The organism is uncultured Winogradskyella sp., from assembly GCF_947496485.1.
Lineage (GTDB): Bacteria > Bacteroidota > Bacteroidia > Flavobacteriales > Flavobacteriaceae > Winogradskyella.
The window spans coordinates 207,943-234,002 of the sequence record NZ_CANMCZ010000002.1 but is presented as its reverse complement, the minus strand read 5'-3'; the positions used below and the strand labels follow the sequence as shown (position 1 = coordinate 234,002).

The 26,060-nt window shown below is 32.9% G+C and carries 18 protein-coding genes and 3 tRNA genes; 16 read left to right on the top strand and 5 right to left on the bottom strand.

Going from position 1 to position 26,060, the window contains the following annotated elements:
• Positions 1 to 166 precede the first annotated feature (166 nt).
• The 3 genes from Q0822_RS08875 to Q0822_RS08865 all read left to right on the top strand — a co-directional run bounded on the left by Q0822_RS08875 (position 167) and on the right by Q0822_RS08865 (position 492).
• Positions 167 to 255: transfer RNA gene (locus tag Q0822_RS08875), tRNA-Ser, on the top strand.
• A gap of 52 nt (positions 256 to 307) precedes the next feature.
• A tRNA-Pro gene (locus tag Q0822_RS08870) sits at positions 308 to 382 on the top strand.
• 36 nt (positions 383 to 418) lie between these two features.
• A tRNA-Arg gene (locus Q0822_RS08865) sits at positions 419 to 492 on the top strand.
• Positions 493 to 529: 37 nt separating this feature from the next.
• Here the strand turns inward: Q0822_RS08865 and Q0822_RS08860 are convergent.
• Entirely contained in the window at positions 530 to 2,581 is a 2,052-nt protein-coding gene (locus Q0822_RS08860; RefSeq protein ID WP_299122660.1) for an HDIG domain-containing metalloprotein, read from the bottom strand.
• A gap of 203 nt (positions 2,582 to 2,784) precedes the next feature.
• Here Q0822_RS08860 and Q0822_RS08855 point away from each other — a divergent pair, with 203 nt between their 5' ends.
• Both Q0822_RS08855 and Q0822_RS08850 read left to right on the top strand, forming a co-directional pair.
• Positions 2,785 to 3,963, top strand: coding sequence for an acetyl-CoA C-acyltransferase (locus tag Q0822_RS08855; RefSeq protein ID WP_299122658.1), 1,179 nt, complete (start codon positions 2,785 to 2,787; stop codon positions 3,961 to 3,963).
• 9 nt (positions 3,964 to 3,972) lie between these two features.
• Positions 3,973 to 4,722: a C40 family peptidase gene (locus Q0822_RS08850; protein ID WP_299122656.1), complete on the top strand. Its 750-nt coding sequence runs from the start codon at positions 3,973 to 3,975 to the stop codon at positions 4,720 to 4,722.
• 51 nt (positions 4,723 to 4,773) lie between these two features.
• On the opposite strand, the gene Q0822_RS08845 is transcribed toward Q0822_RS08850, so the two are convergent.
• Complete coding sequence (locus Q0822_RS08845) at positions 4,774 to 6,060, bottom strand: tetratricopeptide repeat protein (RefSeq protein ID WP_299122654.1); 1,287 nt, start codon at positions 6,058 to 6,060, stop codon at positions 4,774 to 4,776.
• A 28-nt stretch (positions 6,061 to 6,088) separates the two neighbouring features.
• On the bottom strand, positions 6,089 to 8,626 hold the full coding sequence (gene gyrA / locus Q0822_RS08840) for a DNA gyrase subunit A (RefSeq protein ID WP_299122652.1): 2,538 nt from the start codon (positions 8,624 to 8,626) through the stop codon (positions 6,089 to 6,091).
• 262 nt (positions 8,627 to 8,888) lie between these two features.
• Here gyrA and Q0822_RS08835 point away from each other — a divergent pair, with 262 nt between their 5' ends.
• The gene (locus tag Q0822_RS08835; RefSeq protein WP_299122650.1) at positions 8,889 to 11,438 is read left to right on the top strand and encodes an ATP-dependent Clp protease ATP-binding subunit; all 2,550 of its coding nucleotides are present in this window, start codon (positions 8,889 to 8,891) and stop codon (positions 11,436 to 11,438) included.
• A gap of 117 nt (positions 11,439 to 11,555) precedes the next feature.
• A complete protein-coding gene (locus Q0822_RS08830; protein ID WP_299122649.1) occupies positions 11,556 to 11,897 on the top strand; it encodes a hypothetical protein in 342 nt (113 codons plus the stop codon).
• A gap of 14 nt (positions 11,898 to 11,911) precedes the next feature.
• Here the strand turns inward: Q0822_RS08830 and hutH are convergent, their stop codons facing one another.
• Positions 11,912 to 13,441, bottom strand: a complete 1,530-nt coding sequence (hutH, locus tag Q0822_RS08825) for a histidine ammonia-lyase (protein WP_299122648.1) — start codon at positions 13,439 to 13,441, stop codon at positions 11,912 to 11,914.
• 125 nt (positions 13,442 to 13,566) lie between these two features.
• Between hutH and Q0822_RS08820 the strand changes: the two genes are divergently transcribed.
• Positions 13,567 to 14,610: a TlpA disulfide reductase family protein gene (locus Q0822_RS08820; RefSeq protein WP_299122647.1), complete on the top strand. Its 1,044-nt coding sequence runs from the start codon at positions 13,567 to 13,569 to the stop codon at positions 14,608 to 14,610.
• Positions 14,611 to 14,667: 57 nt separating this feature from the next.
• On the opposite strand, the gene Q0822_RS08815 is transcribed toward Q0822_RS08820, so the two are convergent.
• Positions 14,668 to 16,224 (bottom strand): NAD(P)H-hydrate dehydratase, encoded by a 1,557-nt coding sequence (locus Q0822_RS08815; RefSeq protein WP_299122645.1) that lies wholly within the window; start codon positions 16,222 to 16,224, stop codon positions 14,668 to 14,670.
• Positions 16,225 to 16,527: 303 nt separating this feature from the next.
• Between Q0822_RS08815 and thrA the strand changes: the two genes are divergently transcribed.
• The 8 genes from thrA to Q0822_RS08775 all read left to right on the top strand — a co-directional run bounded on the left by thrA (position 16,528) and on the right by Q0822_RS08775 (position 26,057).
• Positions 16,528 to 18,999 carry a bifunctional aspartate kinase/homoserine dehydrogenase I gene (thrA, locus tag Q0822_RS08810; RefSeq protein ID WP_299122643.1) on the top strand — a complete coding sequence of 824 codons (2,472 nt, stop codon included), beginning with the start codon at positions 16,528 to 16,530 and terminating at the stop codon, positions 18,997 to 18,999.
• Between the two features lie 2 nt (positions 19,000 to 19,001).
• Complete coding sequence (locus Q0822_RS08805; protein ID WP_299122641.1) at positions 19,002 to 19,925, top strand: homoserine kinase; 924 nt, start codon at positions 19,002 to 19,004, stop codon at positions 19,923 to 19,925.
• Positions 19,925 to 21,214, top strand: a complete 1,290-nt coding sequence (thrC, locus tag Q0822_RS08800; RefSeq protein WP_299122639.1) for a threonine synthase — start codon at positions 19,925 to 19,927, stop codon at positions 21,212 to 21,214. The genes Q0822_RS08805 and thrC overlap by 1 nt, the downstream gene beginning before the upstream one ends.
• A 99-nt stretch (positions 21,215 to 21,313) precedes the next feature.
• On the top strand, positions 21,314 to 21,967 hold the full coding sequence (locus Q0822_RS08795) for a hypothetical protein (RefSeq protein WP_299122637.1): 654 nt from the start codon (positions 21,314 to 21,316) through the stop codon (positions 21,965 to 21,967).
• 76 nt (positions 21,968 to 22,043) lie between these two features.
• Positions 22,044 to 22,928 carry a cupin domain-containing protein gene (locus Q0822_RS08790; protein WP_299122635.1) on the top strand — a complete coding sequence of 295 codons (885 nt, stop codon included), beginning with the start codon at positions 22,044 to 22,046 and terminating at the stop codon, positions 22,926 to 22,928.
• Positions 22,929 to 23,248: 320 nt separating this feature from the next.
• Positions 23,249 to 23,707: a hypothetical protein gene (locus tag Q0822_RS08785; protein ID WP_299122633.1), complete on the top strand. Its 459-nt coding sequence runs from the start codon at positions 23,249 to 23,251 to the stop codon at positions 23,705 to 23,707.
• Between the two features lie 72 nt (positions 23,708 to 23,779).
• Positions 23,780 to 24,850: a GNAT family N-acetyltransferase gene (locus Q0822_RS08780; RefSeq protein WP_299122631.1), complete on the top strand. Its 1,071-nt coding sequence runs from the start codon at positions 23,780 to 23,782 to the stop codon at positions 24,848 to 24,850.
• A 112-nt stretch (positions 24,851 to 24,962) separates the two neighbouring features.
• Positions 24,963 to 26,057 carry a T9SS type A sorting domain-containing protein gene (locus Q0822_RS08775; RefSeq protein WP_299122629.1) on the top strand — a complete coding sequence of 365 codons (1,095 nt, stop codon included), beginning with the start codon at positions 24,963 to 24,965 and terminating at the stop codon, positions 26,055 to 26,057.
• Positions 26,058 to 26,060: the final 3 nt, after the last annotated feature.

Sequence of the window (26,060 nt, the reverse complement as noted above, 5' to 3'; positions counted from 1 at the left end):
TAAAATTTAAATATAGAATTAAAAATCTGAAAAATAAGCTAGTAATACCTTAAGGCTTAGAACAAAAAAAAATAGCAATAAAAAACTCAAAAAAAATGTTGCGTTCTTTAATATGAAAAGTTAACTTTGCATCCGCATTTTTATTGAAATACGTTCATTTATTACTGGAGAGGTGCCTGAGTGGCCGAAAGGAGCGGTTTGCTAAATCGTCGTAGGTGGAAACACTTACCCAGGGTTCGAATCCCTGTCTCTCCGCAAAATTTACTGCAGCTTATGCGACTGTTAGTAATATTTAGATAATCATTTTCGGGGTGTAGCGTAGCCCGGTTATCGCGCCACGTTTGGGACGTGGAGGCCGCAGGTTCGAATCCTGCCACCCCGACTTTTATTGAATTTTCGAGTTTTTAACTTTAAAAATGGTCGCATAGCTCAGCTGGATAGAGCACCTGCCTTCTAAGCAGGCGGTCCTAGGTTCGAATCCTAGTGCGATCACAAAAAGCCTTAACATCATTGTTGAGGCTTTTTTGTTTTATTCAGGATACTCAATTCTGAGGTGATAGATGTTTGCCAACTTAAGTTTAAGTACCTTTTTTATAGATTGAATTTCTTTAAATGTAATATCTGCATTTAAAAACTGACCACTTTCCATCTGTTTATTAATGATATTTTCTACAAACTCATTTATTTTTGTGCTTGTAGGTTCTTTTAAGCTTTTAGATGCTGCTTCTACACTATCGCACATCATCAAAATAGCGGTTTCTTTACTAAAAGGTTTTGGTCCAGGATAAGAGAAATCTTCAATATTTACATATTCATTGCTCGCCTTTTCTTTCATATAAAAATAATAAACCAAACTTGTGCCATGATGAGTTCTTATAAAATCAATCACTCTATCTGGTAGATTATGCTTCTTTGCTATTTCAATTCCATTTATGGTGTGGCCAATGATAATTTTCGCACTCTCTAAGCTAGATAATTCATCATGTGGATTAATACCTGTACTTTGATTTTCAGTAAAGTATGTTGGATTTTTCATCTTGCCAATATCGTGATATAATGCTCCTACTCTAATTAACATAGCATTAGCTCCAATTTCATTAGCCGAAGCTTCAGCCAAATTAGCAACATTCAATGAGTGATGAAATGTTCCTGGTGCTCTATTAGATAATTCTTTGAGAAGCTTGGTATTTGTATCAGATAGTTCTAAAAGCGACACATCAGAAACTAATCCAAAAATCTTTTCATATATATAAATTAAGGGTTGTACAAAAAGCGTTGCTAATCCACAGAGCACAAACAAACCAAAAGTCTCCCATTTTAAGCCTGTTAGCTGACCTTCATGAATAACGAAAAAAGCAAAATAAGCAATGATATATATAAATGTAATTTGTCCTACAGAGATAAATAGATTAGCTCTCTTATATAATTCCGATACTGTTAAAATAGTAACAATGCCTGCTATAATTTGTAGAAACATGTATTCATAACTATTTGGCACAATGAAACCTAATAATAATACTGTTAAAACATGAGCAAACAGACCAAGTCTGGCATCGAAAAAAGCCTTCAAAATCAAAGGTAAAATACAAAGAGGAACTACATAGATATATTGAGAATTATAATTTATAACCAAGGTGGTTAGTAAAATCATTAAAGCAATGTTGAAAAATATAAATGTAACTTTAGTATTATTCAAAAACACCTCTAATCTATATTTCTGGAGAAATAAAAGTAACATTAACAACGCTAATGCCACTAAAAGTGTATAAGCTACAAGAACCCAATTATAATTAGCTGAATTCCATACCTGCGATTCGTATTCAGATTTAAGAGAATCTAAAATATCATATTGATCATTTTCTACAACTTGCCCTTTAGAAATTATCAACTGATCTTTCTCAACACTTCCTCTAGTTAATGAAATTTTAGAAAACTCTTCTTCTAATGCCTGCTGTGTTAGGTTTTCATTTATTGTCACATTGGGTTTTATGATATCAAAAAAAATAGACATCATTTTAGTTTGATTCTCTACAGAAATCGAATTTTCGAAATGGCTTTCTACAAGCTGCCGCAATTCTTTTAACTCATATAAACCGCCATATTTTAATTCTTTCTTAATGGTGTTGGATGTTGATAATATTACTGGCTTATCATCAGAATAGCTATATTCTAAATCTAAAATACCATTGCTATATATATCATCGATAAGTAATTTTCCTTTTTTATATAAGTTTGAATTTTGAATTTTGAGATAACTTGAGTCTTTAAAATTTTGATTGAACCTCTGAATATAATCCGACAGAACTGTATCTTCAATATCCTTATTGCTTTTAAAATAAGTAGGACTATTCTTTTCAGTCTCTATCCTTTCGCTTTCAATTTCATTTTGAGATTTCTTAATTGCAAAGTTAAATGGAGCATACAGGTTTTCTGATTGCCAAGGTTTTCCTTTTTCAAAAGAATATCTAAATTTTCCTGTTTTTGGGAACAGATAAACAATAAACAGTGTTGTAACTAAGAACAATAGTATCTTATATACAAGTGCATGATTTTTATACCATTTATTAAGAAGTGTATTCATGTGTTTATATTCATCGTTTTTTAACGGTCACATGGAACATCTATAAAATTATATTTATATATATATAAAATTTTATTCTCTGATGTTTCATATACAATCAAATGTAATAAATATTAGAATTTTAGACCGCTATAATCAGTAATACATTCCGAAATCTCTCAAAAAATGATTAATTTCGCAGCAACTAATATAATCATAACACAATGAACAAGGACGTTGTCATAGTTTCGGCAGTAAGAACTCCAATTGGTAGTTTTTTAGGAAGTTTATCTAGTATACCGGCACCAAGATTAGGTGCAGCTGCAATTAAAGGCGCTTTAGATAAAATAAATTTGAAAGCAGAATCGGTTGATGAAGTTTTAATGGGTAATGTTGTACAAGCAGGTACAGGCCAAGCTCCAGCAAGACAAGCTGCTATTTACGCTGGCATACCAGACACAGTCCCTTGCACCACTATTAATAAAGTATGTGCTTCTGGCATGAAGGCAATTATGCAAGCTGCTCAAGCTATTCAACTAGGTGATGCCGAGATAGTTGTTGCAGGAGGTATGGAAAATATGAGTGCGATTCCTCATTATTACCATGCACGTTCAGCAACAAAATTTGGACCAGCTACACTAGAAGATGGTATGCAAAAAGATGGATTAGTCGATGCCTATGACAAAAACGCTATGGGAGTTTGTGCAGATGCCTGTGCCAATGAATACAAGTTCAGTAGAGAAGATCAAGATGCTTATGCTATTCAATCCTATAATCGCTCAAGTTCCGCATGGGATGCAGGTAAATTTAACAATGAAGTTATTCCTGTTGAAGTACCTCAACGTCGAGGAGAACCAATTGTAGTAGATAGGGATGAAGAATATACAAACGTAAAAATGGAAAAAATTCCTGCTTTACGTCCAGCTTTCACAAAAGATGGTACTGTAACTGCTGCTAATGCATCAACCATTAATGATGGTGCTGCTGCAATGGTACTCATGAGCAGAGAAAAAGCAAATGAACTTGGTCTAAAACCTATTGCCATAATAAAAAGTTATGCTGACGCAGCACAAGAACCAAAATGGTTTACGACTGCTCCCGCTAAAGCACTACCTAAAGCACTAGCAAAAGCCAATATTTCATTAAGTCATGTTGACTATTTTGAATTTAATGAAGCATTTTCAGTTGTAGGCTTAGCTAATATGAAAATTTTAGGACTAGACGATAAAAATGTCAATGTTAATGGAGGTGCAGTTTCTTTAGGTCATCCTCTTGGCTGTTCTGGTGCTAGAATTCTAGTGACCTTAATAAATGTTCTTCATCAAAATGATGCTAATATCGGAGCAGCTGCTATTTGTAATGGTGGTGGTGGTGCTTCTGCTATGGTATTAGAACGCGCTTAAATATTATTTATGCAGTACGGCATTTGCAATCTAGGGATTGTACCAATACGATTAGAACCTAGCGATACTAGTGAAATGGTAACGCAAGCTTTATATGGAGACCATTTTAAAGTGTTGGAACAACGTAAAAAATGGAGTCGCATTCGTTTTGCATATGATAAATATGAAGGTTGGATTGATAATAAACAGTATTTAGAGATTGAAGAATCTAATTACAAACAATTATCAAAATCTGACAACAGACTTTCTAAAGATTTAATAGAATTTGTTACAGATGCTTCAAATAATTTGTATCCTATTCCTGTCGGATCTAATTTAAATGGTCTAAGCATACTTGACCACAGTTTTGATGGTAATAGTTTAAATATAAAGCGTCCAAAAGCAGAAATAGTTAAGACATCTTTCCTGTATTTAAATGCCCCTTATTTATGGGGAGGTAAAACACCTTTTGGTATAGATTGTTCTGGATTTACTCAAATGGTCTATAAACTAAATGGATATCAACTTTTAAGAGACGCATCTGAGCAGGCAACACAAGGTGAAGCCCTAAGTTTTATTGAAGAAAGTGAGCCTGGTGATTTAGCTTTTTTTGATAATTCCGAAGGCAACATTATACATGTTGGTATTATAATGGAAGACAATTACATTATCCATGCACACGGCAAAGTGAGAATAGATAGATTAGATCATAGTGGTATTTATAATATGGATAAAAATAGCCATACTCATAAACTAAGAGTCATCAAAAAGATTATATAAAAAATGCGACTTATAATATAAGTCGCATTTTTTTCTCTTAAACAAAGACAATTAGTTACCTCCTGCAGATGCTTCCATTGTTTCTATTTTGGCTTTCATTGCCTTAAACTTATCCATTTCACCAATAGCACTGTAAATATTCATTAAAGTTCTTGCAGCGTCTATATTTGTGTTTTTTAATTCTAAAGCTTTTTCTAAATAAGGAATAGCATCACTATATAATTGTGCACGCTGTTCTTTTAATTCGTCATACTTTTTGTTATCAGCTGAGCTCGTTCCTAGTCCATTCATTTCTTCTACTATCGCAGCTTCACCAGATAAAATTGTAACAGCTATATTATTATAAGCATCAACATAATTAGGATTTATTTCAATTGCTTTTTTATAATAGTTTAATGACTCTTCGTTGTTACCAGCTTCAGCAGCTAAAACACCCAAATTATAAAATAACTCCGAATTATTAGGATCTTTCTCAGTTGCTTCTTCCATTAAAGCTTTGAACTTATCTCTATTACCCATCTTTAAATGAACATTAGCCTCAGATAATAATAATCCAATATCATCTGGGTTTTCAGCACGAGCATCTGCCATTGCTCCTAATGCCTTTTCGTTTTTTCCTTGTGATACATAGATCAATGCAATATTTTTAACAATCTCTGCAGTTTTTGCCTCACTCATTACATCTCTAGGGTCTTTATGCAATTTTGCCTTTACTGATAAATCTCTAGATGATTTATCACCAAACGTTTCTTCTACATCTGTGTCTACATTAGTAGCATAATAATTCATTTTTTCACCACTATACCCCATATTCTTTAATTCAATATAGTAATCTAAAGCTGTATCATAATCAGGAACAGAAACCGAAGATGTTGCCGCATAATAAAGATATAAAGTATCTTTCGGAGACATCCTGTAAACTTTCTCAAACCCTTTAGCAGCAACCTTGTAATTTTTGCTAGTAAAAGCATCGTTAGCTTTAGTTAAAAAAGAGCTTATCATACCTGTTTTCATTGTATTAGCATCTTCCGTATACCTTAGCTTACCCATTGAAGACTCTAAGTCTTTCAACTTATCCAAAGTTGAAATAGCTTCGTCAACATCGGCATCAGAGCCTTGACCATCTGCATATAACGCCTGAGCTTTTAAATAATAAAACTTGGCTTTTGTTTTATCGTCCATATTTCCTAGTAATGCATCTGCTGAGGAAACTGCAGATTTAGCATCACCAAAATTCGAGTTTTTAAGTGCTTTCTCAATGGCCTTAACTTCATTCTTTTGTGCAAAAGACATCGAAGTAACTGCTACGAGCAACACTAATGCAATTAGTTTTTTCATCTTGTAATAAATAGTTTATTGTTAATTTTTAGTTTTCAGTTTCATTATTATCAATAGCCGTGCCATCTTCATTAGAGTCTTGATTTTCAGCCACATCAGTATCAATCTCATCGGCATCTTCCTCATCATCTTTCATCACTTTAGCTACTGCTGCTATAGAATCTTTACCCTTTAGGTTTATTAATTTTACACCTTGAGTAGCTCTTCCCATTACACGCAAGTCTGCTACTGCCATACGTATTGCTATACCAGATTTATTGATAATCATTAAGTCATCTTCATCAGTTACATTCTTAATAGACACTAAGTTACCAGTTTTTTCTGTAATAGAAATAGTTTTTACACCTTTTCCGCCTCTGTTAGTAATTCTATAATCTTCCAAACTAGAGCGTTTTCCATAACCATTTTCAGAAACAACAAGTATATTACTATCCATATCATCAACAGCAATCATTCCTATAACCTCATCGGTTTTTTCATCTTGTAATCTAATACCTCTGACTCCAGAAGCGTTTCTACCCATAGGTCTAGTCTTTGCCTCTTCAAAACGAATCGCTTTACCAGATTTAAGAGCTAACATAACCTGGCTTTCACCTGTTGTTAATTTAGCCTCTAATAGAGTGTCATCTTCTTTAATTGTTATAGCGTTAATACCATTTGTTCTTGGTCTAGAATACTGTTCGAGAGATGTTTTCTTAACTTGACCTTTTTTGGTTGCCATAATTACATAATGACTGTTAATGTAGTCTTCGTCTTTTAAATCTTGAGTACAGATAAAAGCCATAACCTTGTCATCTTGTTCAATATTTATAAGGTTTTGAATTGCTCTACCCTTAGATGTTTTTGCACCCTCAGGAATTTCATAAACACGCATCCAAAAACATTTTCCTTTTTGAGTAAAGAATAACATATATTGATGATTAGTCCCAACAAATAAATGCTCTAAGAAATCTTCATTACGCGTTGTTGATGCTTTCTGACCAACTCCACCTCTATTTTGTGTTTTGTATTCTGTTAGTGACGTTCTCTTAATATATCCTGCATGAGAAATTGTAATTACAACCTTCTCATCAGGTATCATATCTTCTATACTCAAATCTCCACCAGCATACTCAATCACAGAACGACGCTCATCACCATATTTATCTCTAACAACCTCTAATTCTTCTTTAATGATAGCCATACGACGCTCTTTCTTATCTAAGATATCTTTAAGATCTTCAATGGTTTTCATTAACTCATCATACTCAGAACGTAATTTATCTTGCTCTAAACCTGTTAACTGGCGTAAACGCATTTCAACAATGGCTTTGGCTTGTATTTCAGATAACTTAAATCGTTCAATTAACTTGTTACGTGCTTCATCTGCATTAGATGACGCTCTAATAAGAGCAATAACTTCATCTATATTATCTGAAGCTATAATTAAACCTTCTAATATATGAGCACGTTCTTCCGCTTTACGTAATTCGTATGTTGTACGTCTAACAACAACTTCATGTCTGTGCTCAACGAAATAATGAATTAACTCTTTTAAGTTTAATAACTGCGGACGACCGTTAACTAGTGCTATATTGTTGACACTAAATGACGATTGTAATGCTGTATATTTATATAATTTATTTAAAACAATATTAGGAATGGCATCACGCTTTAATACATAAACAATACGCATACCGTTTCTATCAGACTCATCTCTTATTGTAGCTATACCTTCGAGTTTTTTATCATTTACCAAATCAGCAGTCTTTTTAATCATGTCTGCTTTATTAACTTGATAAGGAATCTCAGTGACTATAACACATTCTCTACCTTGTACTTCTTCAATAATAGCTTTACCACGCATAACAATACGTCCACGACCCGTATGAAAAGCCTCCTTAACACCATCATAACCATAAATGGTACCACCTGTAGGAAAATCTGGTGCTTTAACGTGCTGTATTAATTCATCTATCTCTATATCGTTATTTTCAATGTACGCAATAGTACCATTTACTACTTCCGTTAAATTATGCGGTGGCATATTAGTAGCCATACCTACAGCAATACCAGAGGCACCATTAACTAATAAACCAGGAATACGTGTTGGTAAAACTGTTGGTTCTTCAAGTGTATCATCAAAGTTTAATTTATGATCTACCGTCTCTTTGTCAATATCTGCCAACATGTCTTCAGATATCTTACGCATTCGCGCTTCTGTATAACGCATTGCAGCAGGACTATCGCCATCTACAGACCCAAAGTTACCCTGACCATCAACCAACATATAACGTAAGCTCCATTCTTGAGCCATACGCACCATAGCGTCATAAACTGATGTATCTCCATGCGGATGATACTTACCTAAAACTTCACCGACTATTCTTGCTGATTTTTTATGTGCACTGTTTGCTCTAACACCTAGTTCGTGCATACCATAAAGTACACGTCGATGAACAGGCTTTAAACCATCTCTTACATCTGGTAATGCACGTGACACAATGACCGACATTGAATAATCAATGTAAGCCGATTTCATTTCATCTTCAATATTAATTGGAATGAGTTTTTCTCCTTCTGCCATAAATAAAATTAATTAGTTTTTTTGTAGGTTTTCATAACGCGCTAATATAACTATTTTATGAGTGTTTAAAGAGAATTGCAAAGCTATATTTAGGAGTTTTTATTAACAATATTTGATATCTTTTTAGTTAATAAGTATCTCAAAATTTGCTTTGATATAAAATGCTTTTTTAGTCTCTTCGTTGACAACATATAATTAAGGTATAGTTTTTGCCTTATACTCAATATGTTTTTATTATTTTTAATGCAGAAAGGAATTTAATATGGATGATAATTTTTCCCCAAGAGTTAAAGATGTTATTGCTTTTAGCAAAGAAGAAGCTTTGCGACTAGGTCATGACTTTATTGGCACCGAACATTTAATGTTAGGGCTTTTAAGAGATGGAAATGGTAAAGCAATTGATATACTTAGTGCATTAGACGTAGATTTAAATCACCTAAGAAGAAAGGTTGAAATTCTAAGTCCTGCAAATCCTAATATAACTACATCTAACGAAAAAAAGAACTTACACCTTACGAGGCAAGCTGAGCGTGCTTTAAAAACAACATTTTTAGAAGCAAAGCTTTTTCAAAGCACCTCTATAAATACAGCGCATTTATTATTGTGCATTTTAAGAAATGAAAATGATCCTACAACTAAGCTTTTAAATAAGCTAAAAGTTGATTATGATAACGTAAAAGAAGAATTCAAATCTATGATTACTAGCGAAGATGATTACCTAGACACACCAAAAGCAGAATCATTCTCTGAAGATGATGATATTAACGAGGATGATGATGCAAAACAAAATCCATTTGGTGGACAATCGAGTAAAACGAACAAAAAATCTAAGACACCTGTATTAGACAATTTTGGTAGAGATTTAACTGTGCTTGCAGAAGAAGGCAAGCTAGATCCTGTTGTAGGACGAGAAAAAGAAATACAACGTGTATCTCAAATTTTAAGTAGAAGAAAGAAAAACAATCCTTTATTAATAGGAGAACCAGGTGTTGGTAAATCAGCTATCGCTGAGGGACTCGCATTAAGAATCGTTAAACGTAAAGTATCACGTACGCTATTTAACAAGCGGGTTGTGACTTTAGATTTAGCAAGTTTAGTAGCAGGAACCAAATACAGAGGACAGTTTGAAGAACGCATGAAAGCTGTTATGAACGAGCTAGAAAAGAATGATGACATCATTTTGTTTATTGACGAAATTCATACTATTGTTGGTGCTGGTGGTGCTACCGGAAGTCTTGATGCCTCAAATATGTTTAAACCAGCTCTTGCGAGAGGCGAAATACAATGTATTGGCGCAACTACTCTAGACGAGTATAGACAATATATCGAAAAAGATGGTGCTTTAGAGCGTCGTTTTCAGAAGGTTATTGTAGAGCCAACTACTGTTGAAGAAACTATTGAAATTCTTAACAATATAAAAGGTAAATATGAAGAACATCACAATGTCGATTATACAGATGAAGCGATTGAGGCTTGTGTAAAATTGACTAATCGTTACATGACTGAGAGATTCTTACCAGATAAAGCTATAGATGCTTTAGACGAAGCTGGCTCTCGTGTTCATATTACTAATATTGATGTGCCTGATCAGATTCTTGAGTTAGAAAAGAAACTAGAAGAGGTAAAAGAAACTAAGAATAGTGTTGTTAAAAAACAAAAATATGAAGAAGCTGCAAAGCTCCGTGATGATGAAAAACGCTTAGAAAAAGATTTAGCTTCTGCTCAAGAAAAATGGGAGGAAGAAACTAAACAGCATCGAGAAGTTGTCACCGAAGATAATGTTGCTGATGTGGTTTCTATGATGACTGGCATACCTGTAAACAAAATTGCGCAAACTGAGATTAATAAATTATCACAATTGCCAGATTTAATAAAAGGCAAAGTTATTGGACAAGATAATGCTGTTGCTAAAGTGGTTAAAGCTATTCAGAGAAACAGAGCTGGGCTTAAAGATCCTAATAAACCAATTGGGTCATTTATATTTTTAGGACAAACTGGTGTCGGTAAAACGCAGTTAGCTAAAGTTTTAGCAAAAGAGCTATTTGATAGTGACGATGCTTTAGTGCGCATTGATATGAGTGAATACATGGAAAAATTTGCTATTTCGCGTTTAATTGGTGCACCTCCAGGCTACGTTGGTTATGAAGAAGGTGGTCAGCTTACAGAAAAAATAAGACGTAAACCTTATGCTGTAGTACTTTTGGATGAAATAGAAAAAGCACATCCAGACGTATTTAATATGCTCTTACAAGTTTTAGATGATGGTTACTTAACTGATAGTCTTGGTCGTAAAATTGATTTTAGAAATACCATTATTATAATGACATCTAATATTGGGGCCAGAAAACTAAAAGATTTTGGAACTGGTGTTGGTTTTGGTACTTCTGCCAAAGCAGCTCAAGAATCAGATCATGCAAAAGGTGTGATTGAAAATGCACTTAAAAAAGCCTTTGCACCAGAGTTTTTAAACAGAATCGATGATGTTATTGTATTTAATGCTTTAGAAAAAGAAGATATTAATAAAATAATTGATATTGAATTAGTTAAGCTCATTGACCGAATCAAAGATATAGGTTACGAACTAAAGCTAACAAACAAAGCAAAAGACTATATTGCCGAAAAAGGATTTGATAAACAATATGGAGCTAGACCTCTCAATAGAGCTATTCAGAAGTATGTTGAAGATGCTTTAGCTGAAGAGATTATCAATTCAAAGATCCATGAAGGTGATACCATAACTATGGATTTAGATGAAAAAAATGATATTTTAAAAATTAAAATAAAGACATCTGGTAAAACAACAGAATCTTAAGTCAGTTTACCTATTATAATTTAAACTCCTTCGTTGTGAAGGAGTTTTTTTTTACCTTAATCCTAAAATTATTCCATTTTTGTGATGAAAGAAACCCTTACCTTCGACTTTTGCAAAATGTCAATCTACGATAACTACGTTGTTGTAGTTATGAATGAAGGTGTAAATATAACGCCAGATCATAATAGTATTCTTGTAGAAGTGACCGAAAATTATTTTCTAGATAAACCTTTCGTATACATTACCCATAGAATAAATTCGTACTCTGTAGATCCAAAAATTTATTTTGAAACCTCCAAAATTGAAAACTTAAAAGGTTTTGCTGTAGTTTCTAAAAACTACAAGGCTAAGGTAAATGCTGAAATAGAAAAAATGTTCTTCAACAAACCTTTTGAAACATTTACAAAAATGGAGGATGCGTTCACTTGGGCAGATCATTTGGTTAAAAAAACTAAATAACACTCTTAATTTTTTTATTTCAAACCATAATGATTAAGAAATAATTCTTCAACTTCAATATCCACATCCTTCAAAAACTGAATAGAAGATTCAATATCATCGTGTAATACTTCATCAACTTTGATAAAAGGAACTACTTTTCTATAATGTATTAAAAACGATTCGAGTAAAGGTGACGTTTTTAAAGGTCGTCTAAATTCTAATGCTTGAGAAGCATTCATTAGTTCAATTGCAATAACACGCTCAACATTTCTTATTAAGCTATAAGCTTGTGTAGCTGCATTGGCACCCATACTTACATGGTCTTCTTGTCCATTGCTGGAGACTATGCTGTCTACACTAGCAGGCGTAGCCATCTGCTTATTAGCACTTACAATACTTGCCGCTGTGTATTGCGGAATCATAAAACCAGAATTGAGACCAGGATTATCCACTAAAAATGCGGGCAAACCCCTTAAACCAGATACAAGTTGAAATACTCTGCGTTCTGAAATATTACCAATTTCTGCCATTGCAATTTTTAGATAATCCAAAGCTAAAGCTAAAGGCTGGCCATGGAAGTTACCACCAGATATTATTAAATCTTCTTCAGGGAAAATATTAGGATTATCTGTGACTGAATTAATTTCGGTTAAAATTACCTTTTCAACAAAGTCTAAAGTATCCTTTGTTGCCCCATGTACTTGCGGAATACAACGAAACGAATAAGGATCTTGAACATGTGCCTTCGTTCTTGATATTAATTCACTTCCTTCCAAAAGCTCATTAAATCGTCTTGCAACTTTTCTTTGCCCTGGATGAGGTCTTACCGCATGTACCAAATCATGAAAAGGATCTAATCTTCCATCAAAAGCATCTAAGGAAATACACGCAATAATATCCGCAAGATATGATGTTTTATGAGACAATAATAAGAGATAAACTCCGTAAGCACTCATAAACTGTGTACCATTCAGTAATGCTAAACCTTCTTTTGCTTCAAGTTTAATAGGTTTCCAATTAAATTTTTTTAAAATTTCATTTGCCAAATATTCCTTTCCATCATGTATTACATTTCCTTTTCCTAGTAATGGTAATGATAAGTGAGCTAAAGGAGCTAAATCTCCCGAAGCACCTAAAGATCCTTGGGTGTAAACAAACGGAAAAATATCATTGTTAAAAAAATCTATTAATCGATTGATGGTCTCTAATTGTACTCCACTATGACCATAGCTCAGGGATTGAATTTTTAAAAGCAACATCACCTTAACAACAGATTCTGGTACTCTATCACCTGTTCCACAAGCATGAGACATTACTAAGTTTTCTTGAAGCTGAGTTAAATCTTTATCAGATATTTTTACATTATAAAGTGATCCAAACCCAGTATTAATACCATACATTGGCTTTTTATCATTTGCTAGTTTAGCATCTAAATAAGCTTTACAAGACACTACTTTTTCAATAGACTCTTCAGATAGTTTTAATTTCTTGTTGTTATCAAAAATATTGTAAATAGTTACAATGTCTAATGCTTCTGAGGAAATGATATGATAGTTATCCATTATTCAAGATTTCTTATGAATCAAATTTGAGAATAATTTTGCACACTACAAGGTTTTGTTAATAATTCATTTATTCTATGATTTACTATATTAATGTTTACTTTTGAACATTGAAAAAAAATCAAATGATGAAAAAATTAATAGCACTTTGTATAGCAATATCTTTATTTGGATGTAAAAAAGAAGAGCCGAAAGATTATGCTACACTTTCAGGTAAGATTGAAAATCCCCATGAGAGTAAAACAATAAAAGTTTTTAAAGGAAGAGAATACGAAAAAATAATTACCATAGCTGATGATGGCACTTTTAAAGACACTTTAAAAATTCAAGAAGGAGATTATAACATTCAGCATGGAGACCAATATGGAGTTATGTACCTAAAAAATGACCACGAATCTTCATTCCGTACAGATTACGAGAATTTTGCAAAGTCTATGGTTTTTGAAGGAGATGCGGAAGACACAAACAATTTTTCTATTCAATCGTTTTTGATCTCTAATGATTATTTTACTGAAGACCTTATTGCAAATGGGAATCAAGAAGATTTAAATACAGCTGTTAACAATTATAAATCTGCTTACGAAGGTTTAAAGAAAAAGTATGAAGATGTAGATTCCACTCACATCGCTCAAATGGATAAAAATGTTGAGGGTAGAATAAAACAATTAACTCAATTTTTGACACCTAAATTTTCTATACGCAATGCATTACCTAAAGGGTCATTATCGCCAATCTTTGTAGATTACGAAAATTATGCTGGAGGAAATACATCACTTTCAGATTTAAAAGGTAAATATGTATATATGGACATTTGGGCAACTTGGTGTGGTCCTTGTATAAGAGAAATTCCATCACTCAAAAAATTAGAGCACCAGTTTGAAGGTAAAAATATAGAATTTGTAAGTATTTCAGTTGATAACGGTCGTGGTTACAAAGGTGATGCAAAAGCGGCTTACGAAGGCTGGAAAAAAATGATTGCCGATAAAGACCTTGGAGGAACACAATTGTTTGCTGATAGTGGCTTTACATCTAAATTTATACAAGAATACAGAATCAATGCAATACCTAGGTTTATACTTATAGACCCATCAGGTAATATAGTAAGTGCTGATGCGCCTAGACCTTCTAATCCTCAGCTTGTTACTTTATTTAATCAATTAGATTTATAAATAACATACAACTACATAAAGAAAAAGTCTTCAAAAATTGAAGGCTTTTCTTTTTTATTATTGTTCTTGTCCTTCTTCCTCCTGAGACGGTTGTTCTGGCTTTTTAAACAAATCTATATAAGCTTCACCAATAGTATCAATAATGTGACTGGCAATTAAGCTTTGGTAACCATAATCCTCTAGAGAAATATCTGCTGATCTACCATGAAGATATACTCCAAAAATTGTAGCAGCTAAAAAGTCATAACCTTGTGCTATTAATCCAGAAATAATGCCTGTTAAAACATCACCGCTTCCTGCTGTTGCCATACCAGGATTTCCTGTAGTATTAATATACAATTTGTCTTGATAAACTGTAATGGAATTTGCTCCCTTAATAAGTACAATACTATTATATTTTTTGGAAAAAGCTTTTACTTTTTTAAGCTTTTCAAAATCATCAGACCACTTTCCTACCAATCTTTCTAGTTCTTTTGGATGTGGAGTTAAAATGCTTTGTTCTGGCAGTAATTTTAGTAAGGTTTTCTTTTTAGATAGTAAATTTATTCCATCAGCATCAATGACTAAAGGCGTCTTATTTTTCTTAAGAAAAGTCTCAAATGATTTAGCCGTTTCTGTCGTTGTCCCAAGTCCTACCCCAACACCAATTGCAGTTGGTTCTATATCAAAATTAATATTAGAAATATTAGTTTCATTCTCGTCTGTAATCACCATAACTTCTGGAATAGAACTCTGCATACTATGATAACCACATTTAGGAATATAAGCAGTGACCAAACCAGCACCAGAGCTTAAGGCTGCTCTACTTGCTAAATTCACAGCTCCAATTTTACCATGACTTCCACCAAGAATCATAACGTGCCCAAAATCTCCTTTATGAGCAAATTTTTGTCTCGGTTTATAAAATGGTAAAACCTCATACTTAGAAATAAGCTCAACCTCTGTTTCTGTTTGCATTAAATAATCTCTATCTATGCCAATATCCAATGCTTCCCATTGTACTGTATATTTGGCTGTCTCAGGTAAAAAGAACACCAGCTTAGGAGATTGAAAACTCAACGTATATCCGGCGTTAACAACTGCTTTTTCATCCTCCACTGCCTTGTCTGTATATAATCCAGAAGGAATATCAATTGATAAAGTAAAAGCTTTAGATGCTCTGAATTTCTCAAATAACTCTTGCACCCAATCATTTGGAGGACGATTCAAACCAATACCGAAAACTGCATCAACTATAATATCTTGTTCATTTATTATAATTTCTGAGAAATCACCACTACAACTTAGCATCTTTGGCCAATTCTTAGTAACGTTTTTAATGCGATCATAATTTATAAGAAAATCCTTAGAGCGCTTATCACTGCAATTAACAATATATGTAACAACATTGTAGCCATGAGTAATTAAATGTCTTGCCAATACTAATCCATCACCACCATTATTACCAATACCACAGAAGACATGGATTGGCACTTGAGCACCTTGCATACGTTTGTGAATCCAATTAAAAATTTGGGTTCCTGCTCGTTCCATCAAATCTGTTGAGGATATATTTTGGCGCTCTGTAGTTAGCTTATCGCCTTCATAAATTTGCTCTTTAGAAAATAGCTTCATGTGAATAATTTAATACCTGATGTAAATTACTGGTTATATTTCATTTTTTACAACTAGACCAGCGCTTTATTACCAATTCCCTAAAAAGGAGAGATTAGTTTTTTTATTGTTGTAAAAATAATACTTTTGATGTGTAATGACGAATAAAATAAACATATCAGAAAATACAATCTCACATACAATCGGTATGACTATTTCTATGTTTTTTATTTCAACTATTATTACCCTTTGGGGTAATTTCTAATATGCTTTCCGTCCCTTTTTGTCTATTTAGACATTTTATTCTCTTAAATAATATAAAATATGAAAGTTCTCAAATTTGGTGGAACATCAGTAGGTTCAGCCGAAAATATAAATAAAGTGATTTCAATTTTAGAGCAACAATCAAAAAGCTCTAAAATTGCCGTTGTGGTTTCTGCAGTTGGTGGCATTACAGATAAGTTATTAGAAGCCGCTAATTTAGCTTGCAATAAAGACCTAGAATATAAAGATACTTACAATGCTATTTGGTCTAGACACAATAAAGTGATTGAGGGTCTTTTTATAAATTCTGAAAATGATAAAAGTCTTCAAAAAGATCATGAAGTACTTCACGACTTAATTTCGGAAAAATTAAAAGAACTGAGAAGTCTATTAGATGGTATTTATCTTATTAATGAATTATCGCCTAAAACCAAGGATAAACTTTTAAGTTTCGGTGAAACTATATCTTCAACTATTATTTATCATACACTAAAATCTAGAAAATTAGATACGACTTTAAAAAACTCTCAAGAATTAATTGTTACTGATTTGAGTTTTAATAACGCATTGGTGAATTTTGAAGTTACTAATAGCAATATTCAATCATTCTTTGAGACAGATTCCCACTCCATAGTTTTGCTACCCGGTTTTATATCAAAATCGTTAAGTGGAGAAATTACAACATTAGGTCGTGGAGGTTCTGATTATACAGCTGCTATTATTGCTGCTGCATTAAATGCGAACGAATTACAAATCTGGACAGATGTTAGTGGCATGTTCACCACCAACCCTAAATTAGTAAAACAGGCTGCGCCAATCGTAGAATTATCGTACCAAGAAGCTGTAGAACTATCGCATTTTGGAGCAAAAGTATTATATCCACCAACAGTTATGCCTGTTCTTAAAAAGAAAATTCCCATTGTGATAAAAAACACAATGGATCCTGAGGCTCTTGGTACCACAATTACGGAAGATATAAAGTCAAACGGCTCACCAGTCAAAGGACTAAGCAACATAGACAATATCGCTCTTCTAACCTTGCAAGGCAATGGTATGGTTGGTGTTCCTGGATTTAGTAAGCGCTTATTCGAAACACTTGCACAAGGGAAAATCAATATTATTTTAATTACGCAATCCTCTTCAGAACATTCTATTTGTTTCGGGATTTCAGATAGTGATGCACAACGAGCTAAAGAACTTATCGATGATGTTTTTGAATACGAAATTACACTTCAAAAGATAGACCCAATTGTTGTAGAAACGGATTTATCAATCATAGCAGTAATAGGTGATAAGATGAAAAGCCACCAAGGTATTAGTGGTAAAATGTTTAGCACACTTGGCAAAAATAATGTAAATATTAGAGCTATTGCTCAAGGAGCGTCCGAACGTAATATTTCCGCGGTGATTCATAAAAACGATGTTAAAAAAGCATTAAACAGTTTACACGAACAATTCTTTGAAATCAAAACTAAACAAATTAACTTGTTTATTACAGGTGTTGGTAATGTTGGTGAGCGCCTTATTGAACAAATCAAACAGCAAAAAGCTTATGTAAAAGAAAACTTTAAGATTAATCTAAGAGTTGCTGGCTTGTCAAATTCCAGAACAATGGTTGTGAATGATGAAGGTATTAATCTAAAAGATTGGAAACAACAATTAGAAGCTGGTGAAAAAGCGAGTTTAAAAGGCTTTTTTGAACATGCAAAAAACTTGAATTTAAGAAATTCTGTCTTTGTAGATATCACAGCAAATGATGCAGTAGCAGGTATGTATAGAGACTATCTAAAGCAAAGTATTTCTGTTGTTGCTTGTAACAAAATTGCATGTTCTGGTAATATTGAATATTACAATGAACTTAAAGCTTTATCTAGAAAGTACAACGCGTCATTTTTATTTGAAACCAATGTTGGCGCTGGATTACCAGTTATAGATACATTGAGTCACTTAATTACTTCTGGTGATAAAGTGAATACAATACAAGCAGTTTTATCGGGAAGTCTTAACTTTATATTCAACAACTTTAATGCAGAAACCACCTTTCATGATGTGGTAAAGCAAGCGCAAGAAGAAGGTTATACTGAACCAGATCCACGTATAGATTTAAGTGGAATCGATGTAGCACGTAAAGTTTTAATATTGGCGAGAGAAAGTGGTCATTCTATTGAATTATCTGATCTCGAAACTGACAATTTCTTAACTGAAAATGCAATGAAAGCTGATACAGTTGACGATTTTTACAAAACACTTTCTGAAGATGAGGCTTATTATCAAAGCTTATACAAATCTGCCCAAGAAAAGAATTGTCAATTAAAGTTTGTAGCCGAATTTAATAACGGAAAAGCTAAAGTTGGATTGAAAGAAATCCCTGAAGGTCACCCATTTTATAATCTAAAAGGAAAAGATAATATCGTGATGTTTTATACACAACGTTATCCTGAGCAACCCATGATAATAAAAGGTGCTGGTGCTGGTGCAGATGTAACCGCTTCAGGTTTATTTGCCGATATTATAAGAATCGCTAATAACTAAGCATGAAAAACGAAATCAAAATATTTTCACCTGCGACTGTAGCCAATGTAGCTTGTGGATTCGACGTTCTTGGTTTTTGCTTAGATACTATTGGAGACGAAATGGTCGTTAGAAAAACTCAAGAAAAAGGCATTAGAATCACTAAAATAGAAGGTTACAATTTACCGTATGAAGCTAAAAAAAATGTCGCTGGCGTTTCGGCTTTAGCCATGTATAATGATTTACAGCCAGATTGTGGTTTCGAAATAGAAATCTATAAAAAGATTAAACCTGGTAGTGGTATTGGCAGTAGTTCTGCGAGTGCAGCAGGCAGTGTTTTTGGTATGAATGAATTATTAGGAAAGCCACTAGACAAAACAAAACTCACCTATTATGCTATGAAAGGTGAAGCCCTAGCAAGTCAATGTGAACATGCCGATAATTTGGCACCTGCCATTTTTGGTGGCTTTACTTTAGTCAAAAGTGCTTGTCCTTTGCACGTTTTAGAACTTCCTACTCCATCAGATTTGTATGCAACTTTAATTCATCCGCAGATAGAAATTAAGACGTCAGAATCTAGAGCACTTTTACCAAAAGATATCTCACTGCAAAAAGCCATAACACAATGGGCAAACGTTGGTAGTTTAGTTCATGGTTTACATACCTCAAATTATGAGTTGATTAAAGATGCTCTAAACGATGTGGTGATTGAACCTTATCGCAAGCAACTTATTCCATATTTTGATAACGTAAAAAGCGCTGTTTTGGAAGTAGGAGCACTAGGATGTGCTATTTCAGGTTCTGGTCCTTCTATTTTCGCATTAAGTAAAAGTGAAGCAACTGCAAAAACTGTACAGAAAGCTATGTACAATACATATTCAAAAACAGATATACAATTTGAAACTTATGTTTCTAAGATTAATACCGAAGGGATAAAAATATTATAATGAATTACTATTCACTCAATAGAAAAGCACCAAACACAACTTTTGCAGAAGCCGTAATCAGAGGACTTGCTCCAGATAAAGGCTTGTATTTCCCTGAATCGATAAGTCCATTAGACCCATCATTTTTTGAAACCATTGAAAACAAATCCAATACTGATATAGCCTTTGAAGCGATTAAACAATTTATTGTACCTGAAATTCCTGAAGATGTATTGAAGACTATTATTGAAGAAACACTCAACTTTGAATTTCCTATTGTAAATATCAACGAAAACATTTCTACATTAGAATTGTTTCATGGACCAACTATGGCTTTTAAGGATGTTGGAGCGCGCTTTATGGCGAGATGCTTAGGCTATTTTAACAAATCTAATACTAATGAAGTAACAGTATTAGTAGCGACTTCTGGTGACACTGGAGGTGCTGTAGCAAACGGCTTCTTAGGTGTAAAAGGCGTGAATGTAGTGATATTGTATCCAAGTGGAAAAGTGAGTGATATACAAGAAAAGCAGCTCACCACCTTGGAAGAAAACATAACTGCATTAGAAGTAGATGGAGTTTTTGATGATTGCCAAGATATGGTAAAGCGTGCTTTTATGGACGAAGAACTGACCAGCCAAATGCAGTTGACTTCTGCAAACTCAATAAACATAGCGCGTTGGTTGCCACAACTCTTCTATTACTTATTTGCCTACAAGCAATTAAAATCAAAATACAAAGACATTGCATTTTCTATTCCTAGTGGCAACTTTGGGAATATCTGTGCAGGCATGGTCGCTCAAAAATTAGGCTTACCAGTAAAGCATTTTATTGCGGCCAATAATGCTAACGACACCGTTGTAAATTATATGACAACACAATCTTACGAACCAAAGCCATCTGTGCAAACCATTAGCAATGCAATGGATGTTGGTAACCCAAGTAATTTTATTCGTATACAAGAATTACACAACAATAATTTTGAAGATTTAAAGGCTAATTTATCCTCTTATAGTTATACTGATGATGAAACTAGAAAGGCGCTTTTAGAATTGTTTAAAGATTATGATTATGTAGCAGATCCTCATGGAGCGGTTGGTTATTTAGGTGCTAAAGCATATTTAGAAAATAATGATGCTCATGTAGTGTTTTTAGAAACTGCTCATCCTACTAAATTCTTAGATGTCGTAGAAGAGGTCATTGAACAAAAAGTAGAGCTTCCACCTCAAATTAAAGCGGTTATGGATAAAAAGAAATCTGCAATCGCTTTGAGTTCTTATGAGGAATTGAGGGCGTTTTTGTTAAATTAAGTTTTATTTTAATAATATTTAGCTACATAATAGTATTTTCATAATGACGTCTAAATCAATATATTTGAGTGAAATTTTGCTATTATATAAAACAATAAAATGACAGAACAATATTCTATTTTTAGATCATTCTCAAACTTCGGATTAGCAATAGAATTAAGAAATATTTTAGAAAGAAATCAAATAGAGACTATACTAGATGATAATTCAGCGCCTGTTGATGTTACATTTTCTGTTGGCGCATCTGCACAAGATAAAATAGAGATAAGAATTAAAGAATCTGATTTTGAAAAAGCAGAGTTAATTTTAGAGAAAGCAGCTAAAGAAGAATTAAATAATATTGATCCCGCATATTATCTTTTCGATTTTACTGATGAAGAACTCTATGAAATACTCCTGAAATCTGACGAATGGAATAAGTTTGACTATACCCTCGCTCAAAAAATTTTAAAGGACAAAGGTAAAAATATTGACCAAGAATTAATCAATTCTTTAAAAAAACAAAGGTTAGAAGAATTAGCAAAACCCGACGAAAATCAGAAGCCTTGGATTTTAGCAGGGTATTTATTTGCACTTTTAGGAGGCTTTCTAGGAATAATTATTGGGTATTTTCTTTGGACTTCTAAAAAGACACTCCCAAACGGTCAAAAAGTATATTCCTATTCTGCCAAAGATAGAAAACAAGGGAAATATATTTTTTTTGTTGCGATAATTGTATTTCCTTGTATCCTATTCTTCAGAGTATTTGGATAATAAGACAATTCTGATAAACTTAAGAAAAAATATACAAATTCTATAAAGTCATAGATAAGATCAAATAATAAGAACCATGAAAACAAAATTCAACTATCTAGCTTTCTCTCTACTTTTAACAACCGTTTTTTTTATAGGATGCAAAGAAACCGAAAAGAAAAAAGAAATAGAAATTGAGAAAACTCAAGAACAAGAAAAATTAGAAATTCCTATTGAGTATCTCGCCATGGATCTACAATCCAATAGTCAAGATCGCACCAAAACAGTACTCGAAAACGAAATTCCTGGTATTGAAGTAGAGCATATCACTTTAACAGGTGTTGCAAAAAATCATTTAACAGAAGATGGTCATAAAGACATATACCTTTTTGTTAGTGGAAATGGTAAAGTCACAGCAAACGCTGAAAATTTTGATATTGTGCCAGAAACCATATTATTACCAAATGCTATTAAAACTATTTCGATAAAAGCTACAGAGAATGACACACTAAATTTCCTCAAAATATCAACAAAACTCACAGAACAAGATCTTTTAGATTTAAAGGAGTTTCCTGCAGAAAACACACAGAATGTCTATTACAGAAAATTTACGGATTGTGAAGCTTATACAGAACCTATAAAAAGTCCAAATACGGTTAGTCGTACTATTTTACCAAATAAATATTTACCACGCATTGCAATGGGAACGGTTCAAACTAAAGGTCCTGACAAAGTAGGTGCTCATGAACATGGTATGTTAGAACAATTATTTCTTGGACTTACTGATAACCAGGTCATTGTTTATGCAGATGATGCACAAGTTAATTTTCCAGAACATTCAATTCTTCACATACCTCTAGGTTCTAGTCATTCTGTAGAAGCTTTAGATGGTGATGAAATGTACTATGTCTGGATGGACTTTTTTAGAGATAAAGCTGGTGAGGAATGGTTAAAAACGCATAATGCAGTTGAAGAAGAGTAGCCAAAACACTCCTATTAAAAGTTATCAAACATTTGAGAAATGAGAATATTGTCATTGATATTTTGCCTTTTATTAATTAATCAGTTATCAAACAAAAAAGTATTTGAAGGAGAGTTGATTTATCATCACAATATGAAAATGGGTTCGGAAAATTATTCTGAATACCGAAAATTTTATGATACTCTTAAAATTATTTACAAGAACAAAAATTTTATAAAAAAAACGAATAAAGCTCAGTACGAAAAAATATTTTTTATAGACTCATTGCAAAAAGATTTGTTATCTATTTAGATAAGTCTGTAAAATCAAAAAATCTCACAATGACTGAGGATAATCTAAATTATGGTAAGTTATACAATCGTGAAAATTCTCATTTTGGAACTATAAATTCAATAACTAAATCCGACACAATCTTTAATTTTAATGACAAAGATTATAAACTAAAAAGGCTTTTCGTAGAAAGAAAATACGGAAATGAAACTTATGTTTATTCAGAATCAGATAGTATAAAACTAGCTGACAATCGGAACATTCTAAAAAACGTTGGAGGACAAATTCATCCCAACGAAATTGCGTCTGAATTACAAAATTCTATAATTTATTATTATTTAATATCTGGAAAGAATATGAACGTTTCCGAGGAATTTAGGTTAGTAAGCTTAAAAAAAAAGAAATTGAATAACAAAGTCTTTGAAATTCCTAATCATAAGGATGCGAGAGGTTTTAAAAGAGAAAATAAAAAGAAAGGAAGGTTCAAATTTTACGAATTGGTTGATTAAAATCGTTTGCACATAACATAAATAATTAGTAGATAGTTACTTGGGGTATTAAAACCAAAAACCACGCTCAAATTGAAAAATGATTACCTATTTAAATCTGAAAGACTCGGATTTCGGAATTGGACTGAAAATGACTTAACTGAATTTGCTAAAATAAATGCTGATTTAGAAGTTATGGAACATTTCCCAAAACCATTGACTAAAAAAGAAACAGCAGAGTTTATTGAGCGACTAGAAGATCATTACTCCAAAAATGGATACACGTACTTTGCAACTGAAATTTTAAAAACTGGTGAATTAATTGGATTCATAGGTCTTGCATATCAAGAGTATAAAACAGATTTCACACCTGCAACAGATATTGGTTGGCGATTAAAGAAAAGCAGTTGGGGAAATGGATACGCAACCGAAGGTGCAAAACAATGCTTTAATTATGCATTTGACAAACTGAATTTGGATAAAATAATATCTGTTTGTACAGCACAAAACAACAAGTCAGAACGTGTTATGAAAAAAATCGGAATGATTAAGATTGGAGACTTTAATCATCCTAAACTAAGAGAATACCCAGAACACGAAAAATGTATGTGCTACGAAATGACTAAAAACCAATGGCAACGGCATAAATACAAAACATTTCAAACCAAAAGATTAAGCATTAGACCAGTTGTGGTCAATGATGCGCCATTCATTTTAGAGTTAATGAATACTCCCAAATGGATTCAGTTCATTGGTGATAGAAATGTAAGAACCGTTGAAGAAGCTGAAGCATATATTAAAGAAAAGGCTTTGTCACAACTAAAAGAATATGGTTATGGCAATAATATCATTATTAGAAAAGAGGATAATGTAAAACTCGGCACTTGTGGTTTATATCATAGAGAAGATCGAGAAGATCCAGATATAGGATTTGCTTTTTTACCAGCTCATGAAGGCAAAGGCTACGCGTTTGAAGCCAATAGTCAACTAGTTAAAAATGCAAAAGAGGATTTTGGACTAAAGGAACTAAGTGCTTACACTTTGGAAGACAATCAATCTTCAAGAAAGTTATTAGAGCGACTTGGTTTTCATTTAAAAGGCATTGGTAACCTACCAAACAATGATGAAGAGTTATTACACTATCATCGTCTACTAGACTTTTAGTATTAATAAAGTGACGTTGTACAACATTTCATCCTAAATAATTGTGACTTATATACTTTTTGTTTTCTGAATGAATAGAATGATTACTTTTAAAACCTAATCAACGTGTTTAATGGTAAGGTATATTTGTATCAATCTCTTTTTTATATGCTCAGCTTTATTAACTAGTGCACAACAATTTACCCTAGAGACTGGTCTTGATGTTGCGGTTAATGAAACTTCAGGACTCCTCTATCTTAATGATACCTTGATTACACATAACGATACTGAAAACACCAATGAGTTGTTTGATATTGATACCAACACAGGTTCAGTGACTAGAACTGTGACAGTAACAAATGCTACAAATTCAGATTGGGAAGATCTTACTCACGATGGCACTTATATCTATATCGGAGATTTTGGTAATTATCAAGGTCATAGAACAGATTTAAAAGTATATCGTATTGCTATTGCAGACTACTTTGCAAGCACGTCTGTAACTGCTGATATTATTAATTTTAGTTATAGCAATCAAACCGATTTTACACCAAGTCCACTAGCTACCAATTTTGATGCAGAAGGCCTAATTCACTATAATAATAAGCTATATGTGTTTACTAAAAATTGGCTAAATGGCGATACCAATATCTATGAGTTACCAAAAACACCTGGCACACATAGCATTTCTGCAATAGACACTATAAGTGCACAAGGATTAATCTCTGGTGCTTCGTACAATGTCTTAGATAATAGTATTGTACTTATAGGATATGATACTAATGGAGCGTTTTTAATCCAATTGAGCGGATTCAATTCTGGTTTATTTTCTAACGGAACTGTTACAAAAACTACAATAGGAGTACCAGTTAACTATTCCCCTCAGATTGAAGGTATAGTAGCTATTAATGCTAATGAATACTATATATCTGCAGAAGAAAACTCATCTCTTGCTTCAGGCTTATATAGCTTTAATATCGCTACTTTAAGTACTTCTGAAGTTTCTGGTAGTGTGATATCTTTTTATCCTAATCCTGCGAAAGCGACAATTACTTTAAGCCACGACAATCTAGTGACAAGCATTTTTAGTGTTACGGGACATTTGGTCAAAACATCAACTGAGAAGCAAATTGATATTTCGGATTTGAATTCTGGTGTTTACTTAGTTAAAATTGAAGAATTGTTAACTAGGAATTTAGTGACTAAGCGATTAATTATCCTAAATTAAGTT

Excerpts from the sequence above, each read along its gene's own strand:
- Q0822_RS08850 (WP_299122656.1), top strand. The coding sequence starts at position 3,973 with ATGCAGTACGGCATTTGCAATCTAGGGATTGTACCAATACGATTAGAA.
- Q0822_RS08835 (WP_299122650.1), top strand. The coding sequence starts at position 8,889 with ATGGATGATAATTTTTCCCCAAGAGTTAAAGATGTTATTGCTTTTAGC.
- Q0822_RS08775 (WP_299122629.1), top strand. The coding sequence starts at position 24,963 with ATGGTAAGGTATATTTGTATCAATCTCTTTTTTATATGCTCAGCTTTA.
- Q0822_RS08805 (WP_299122641.1), top strand. The coding sequence starts at position 19,002 with ATGAAAAACGAAATCAAAATATTTTCACCTGCGACTGTAGCCAATGTA.
- Q0822_RS08830 (WP_299122649.1), top strand. The coding sequence starts at position 11,556 with ATGTCAATCTACGATAACTACGTTGTTGTAGTTATGAATGAAGGTGTA.
- Q0822_RS08795 (WP_299122637.1), top strand. The coding sequence starts at position 21,314 with ATGACAGAACAATATTCTATTTTTAGATCATTCTCAAACTTCGGATTA.
- hutH (WP_299122648.1), bottom strand. The coding sequence starts at position 13,441 with ATGGATAACTATCATATCATTTCCTCAGAAGCATTAGACATTGTAACT.
- Q0822_RS08860 (WP_299122660.1), bottom strand. The coding sequence starts at position 2,581 with ATGAATACACTTCTTAATAAATGGTATAAAAATCATGCACTTGTATAT.
- Q0822_RS08855 (WP_299122658.1), top strand. The coding sequence starts at position 2,785 with ATGAACAAGGACGTTGTCATAGTTTCGGCAGTAAGAACTCCAATTGGT.
- Q0822_RS08785 (WP_299122633.1), top strand. The coding sequence starts at position 23,249 with ATGACTGAGGATAATCTAAATTATGGTAAGTTATACAATCGTGAAAAT.
- thrC (WP_299122639.1), top strand. The coding sequence starts at position 19,925 with ATGAATTACTATTCACTCAATAGAAAAGCACCAAACACAACTTTTGCA.
- gyrA (WP_299122652.1), bottom strand. The coding sequence starts at position 8,626 with ATGGCAGAAGGAGAAAAACTCATTCCAATTAATATTGAAGATGAAATG.
- Q0822_RS08815 (WP_299122645.1), bottom strand. The coding sequence starts at position 16,224 with ATGAAGCTATTTTCTAAAGAGCAAATTTATGAAGGCGATAAGCTAACT.
- Q0822_RS08820 (WP_299122647.1), top strand. The coding sequence starts at position 13,567 with ATGATGAAAAAATTAATAGCACTTTGTATAGCAATATCTTTATTTGGA.
- Q0822_RS08790 (WP_299122635.1), top strand. The coding sequence starts at position 22,044 with ATGAAAACAAAATTCAACTATCTAGCTTTCTCTCTACTTTTAACAACC.
- thrA (WP_299122643.1), top strand. The coding sequence starts at position 16,528 with ATGAAAGTTCTCAAATTTGGTGGAACATCAGTAGGTTCAGCCGAAAAT.
- Q0822_RS08845 (WP_299122654.1), bottom strand. The coding sequence starts at position 6,060 with ATGAAAAAACTAATTGCATTAGTGTTGCTCGTAGCAGTTACTTCGATG.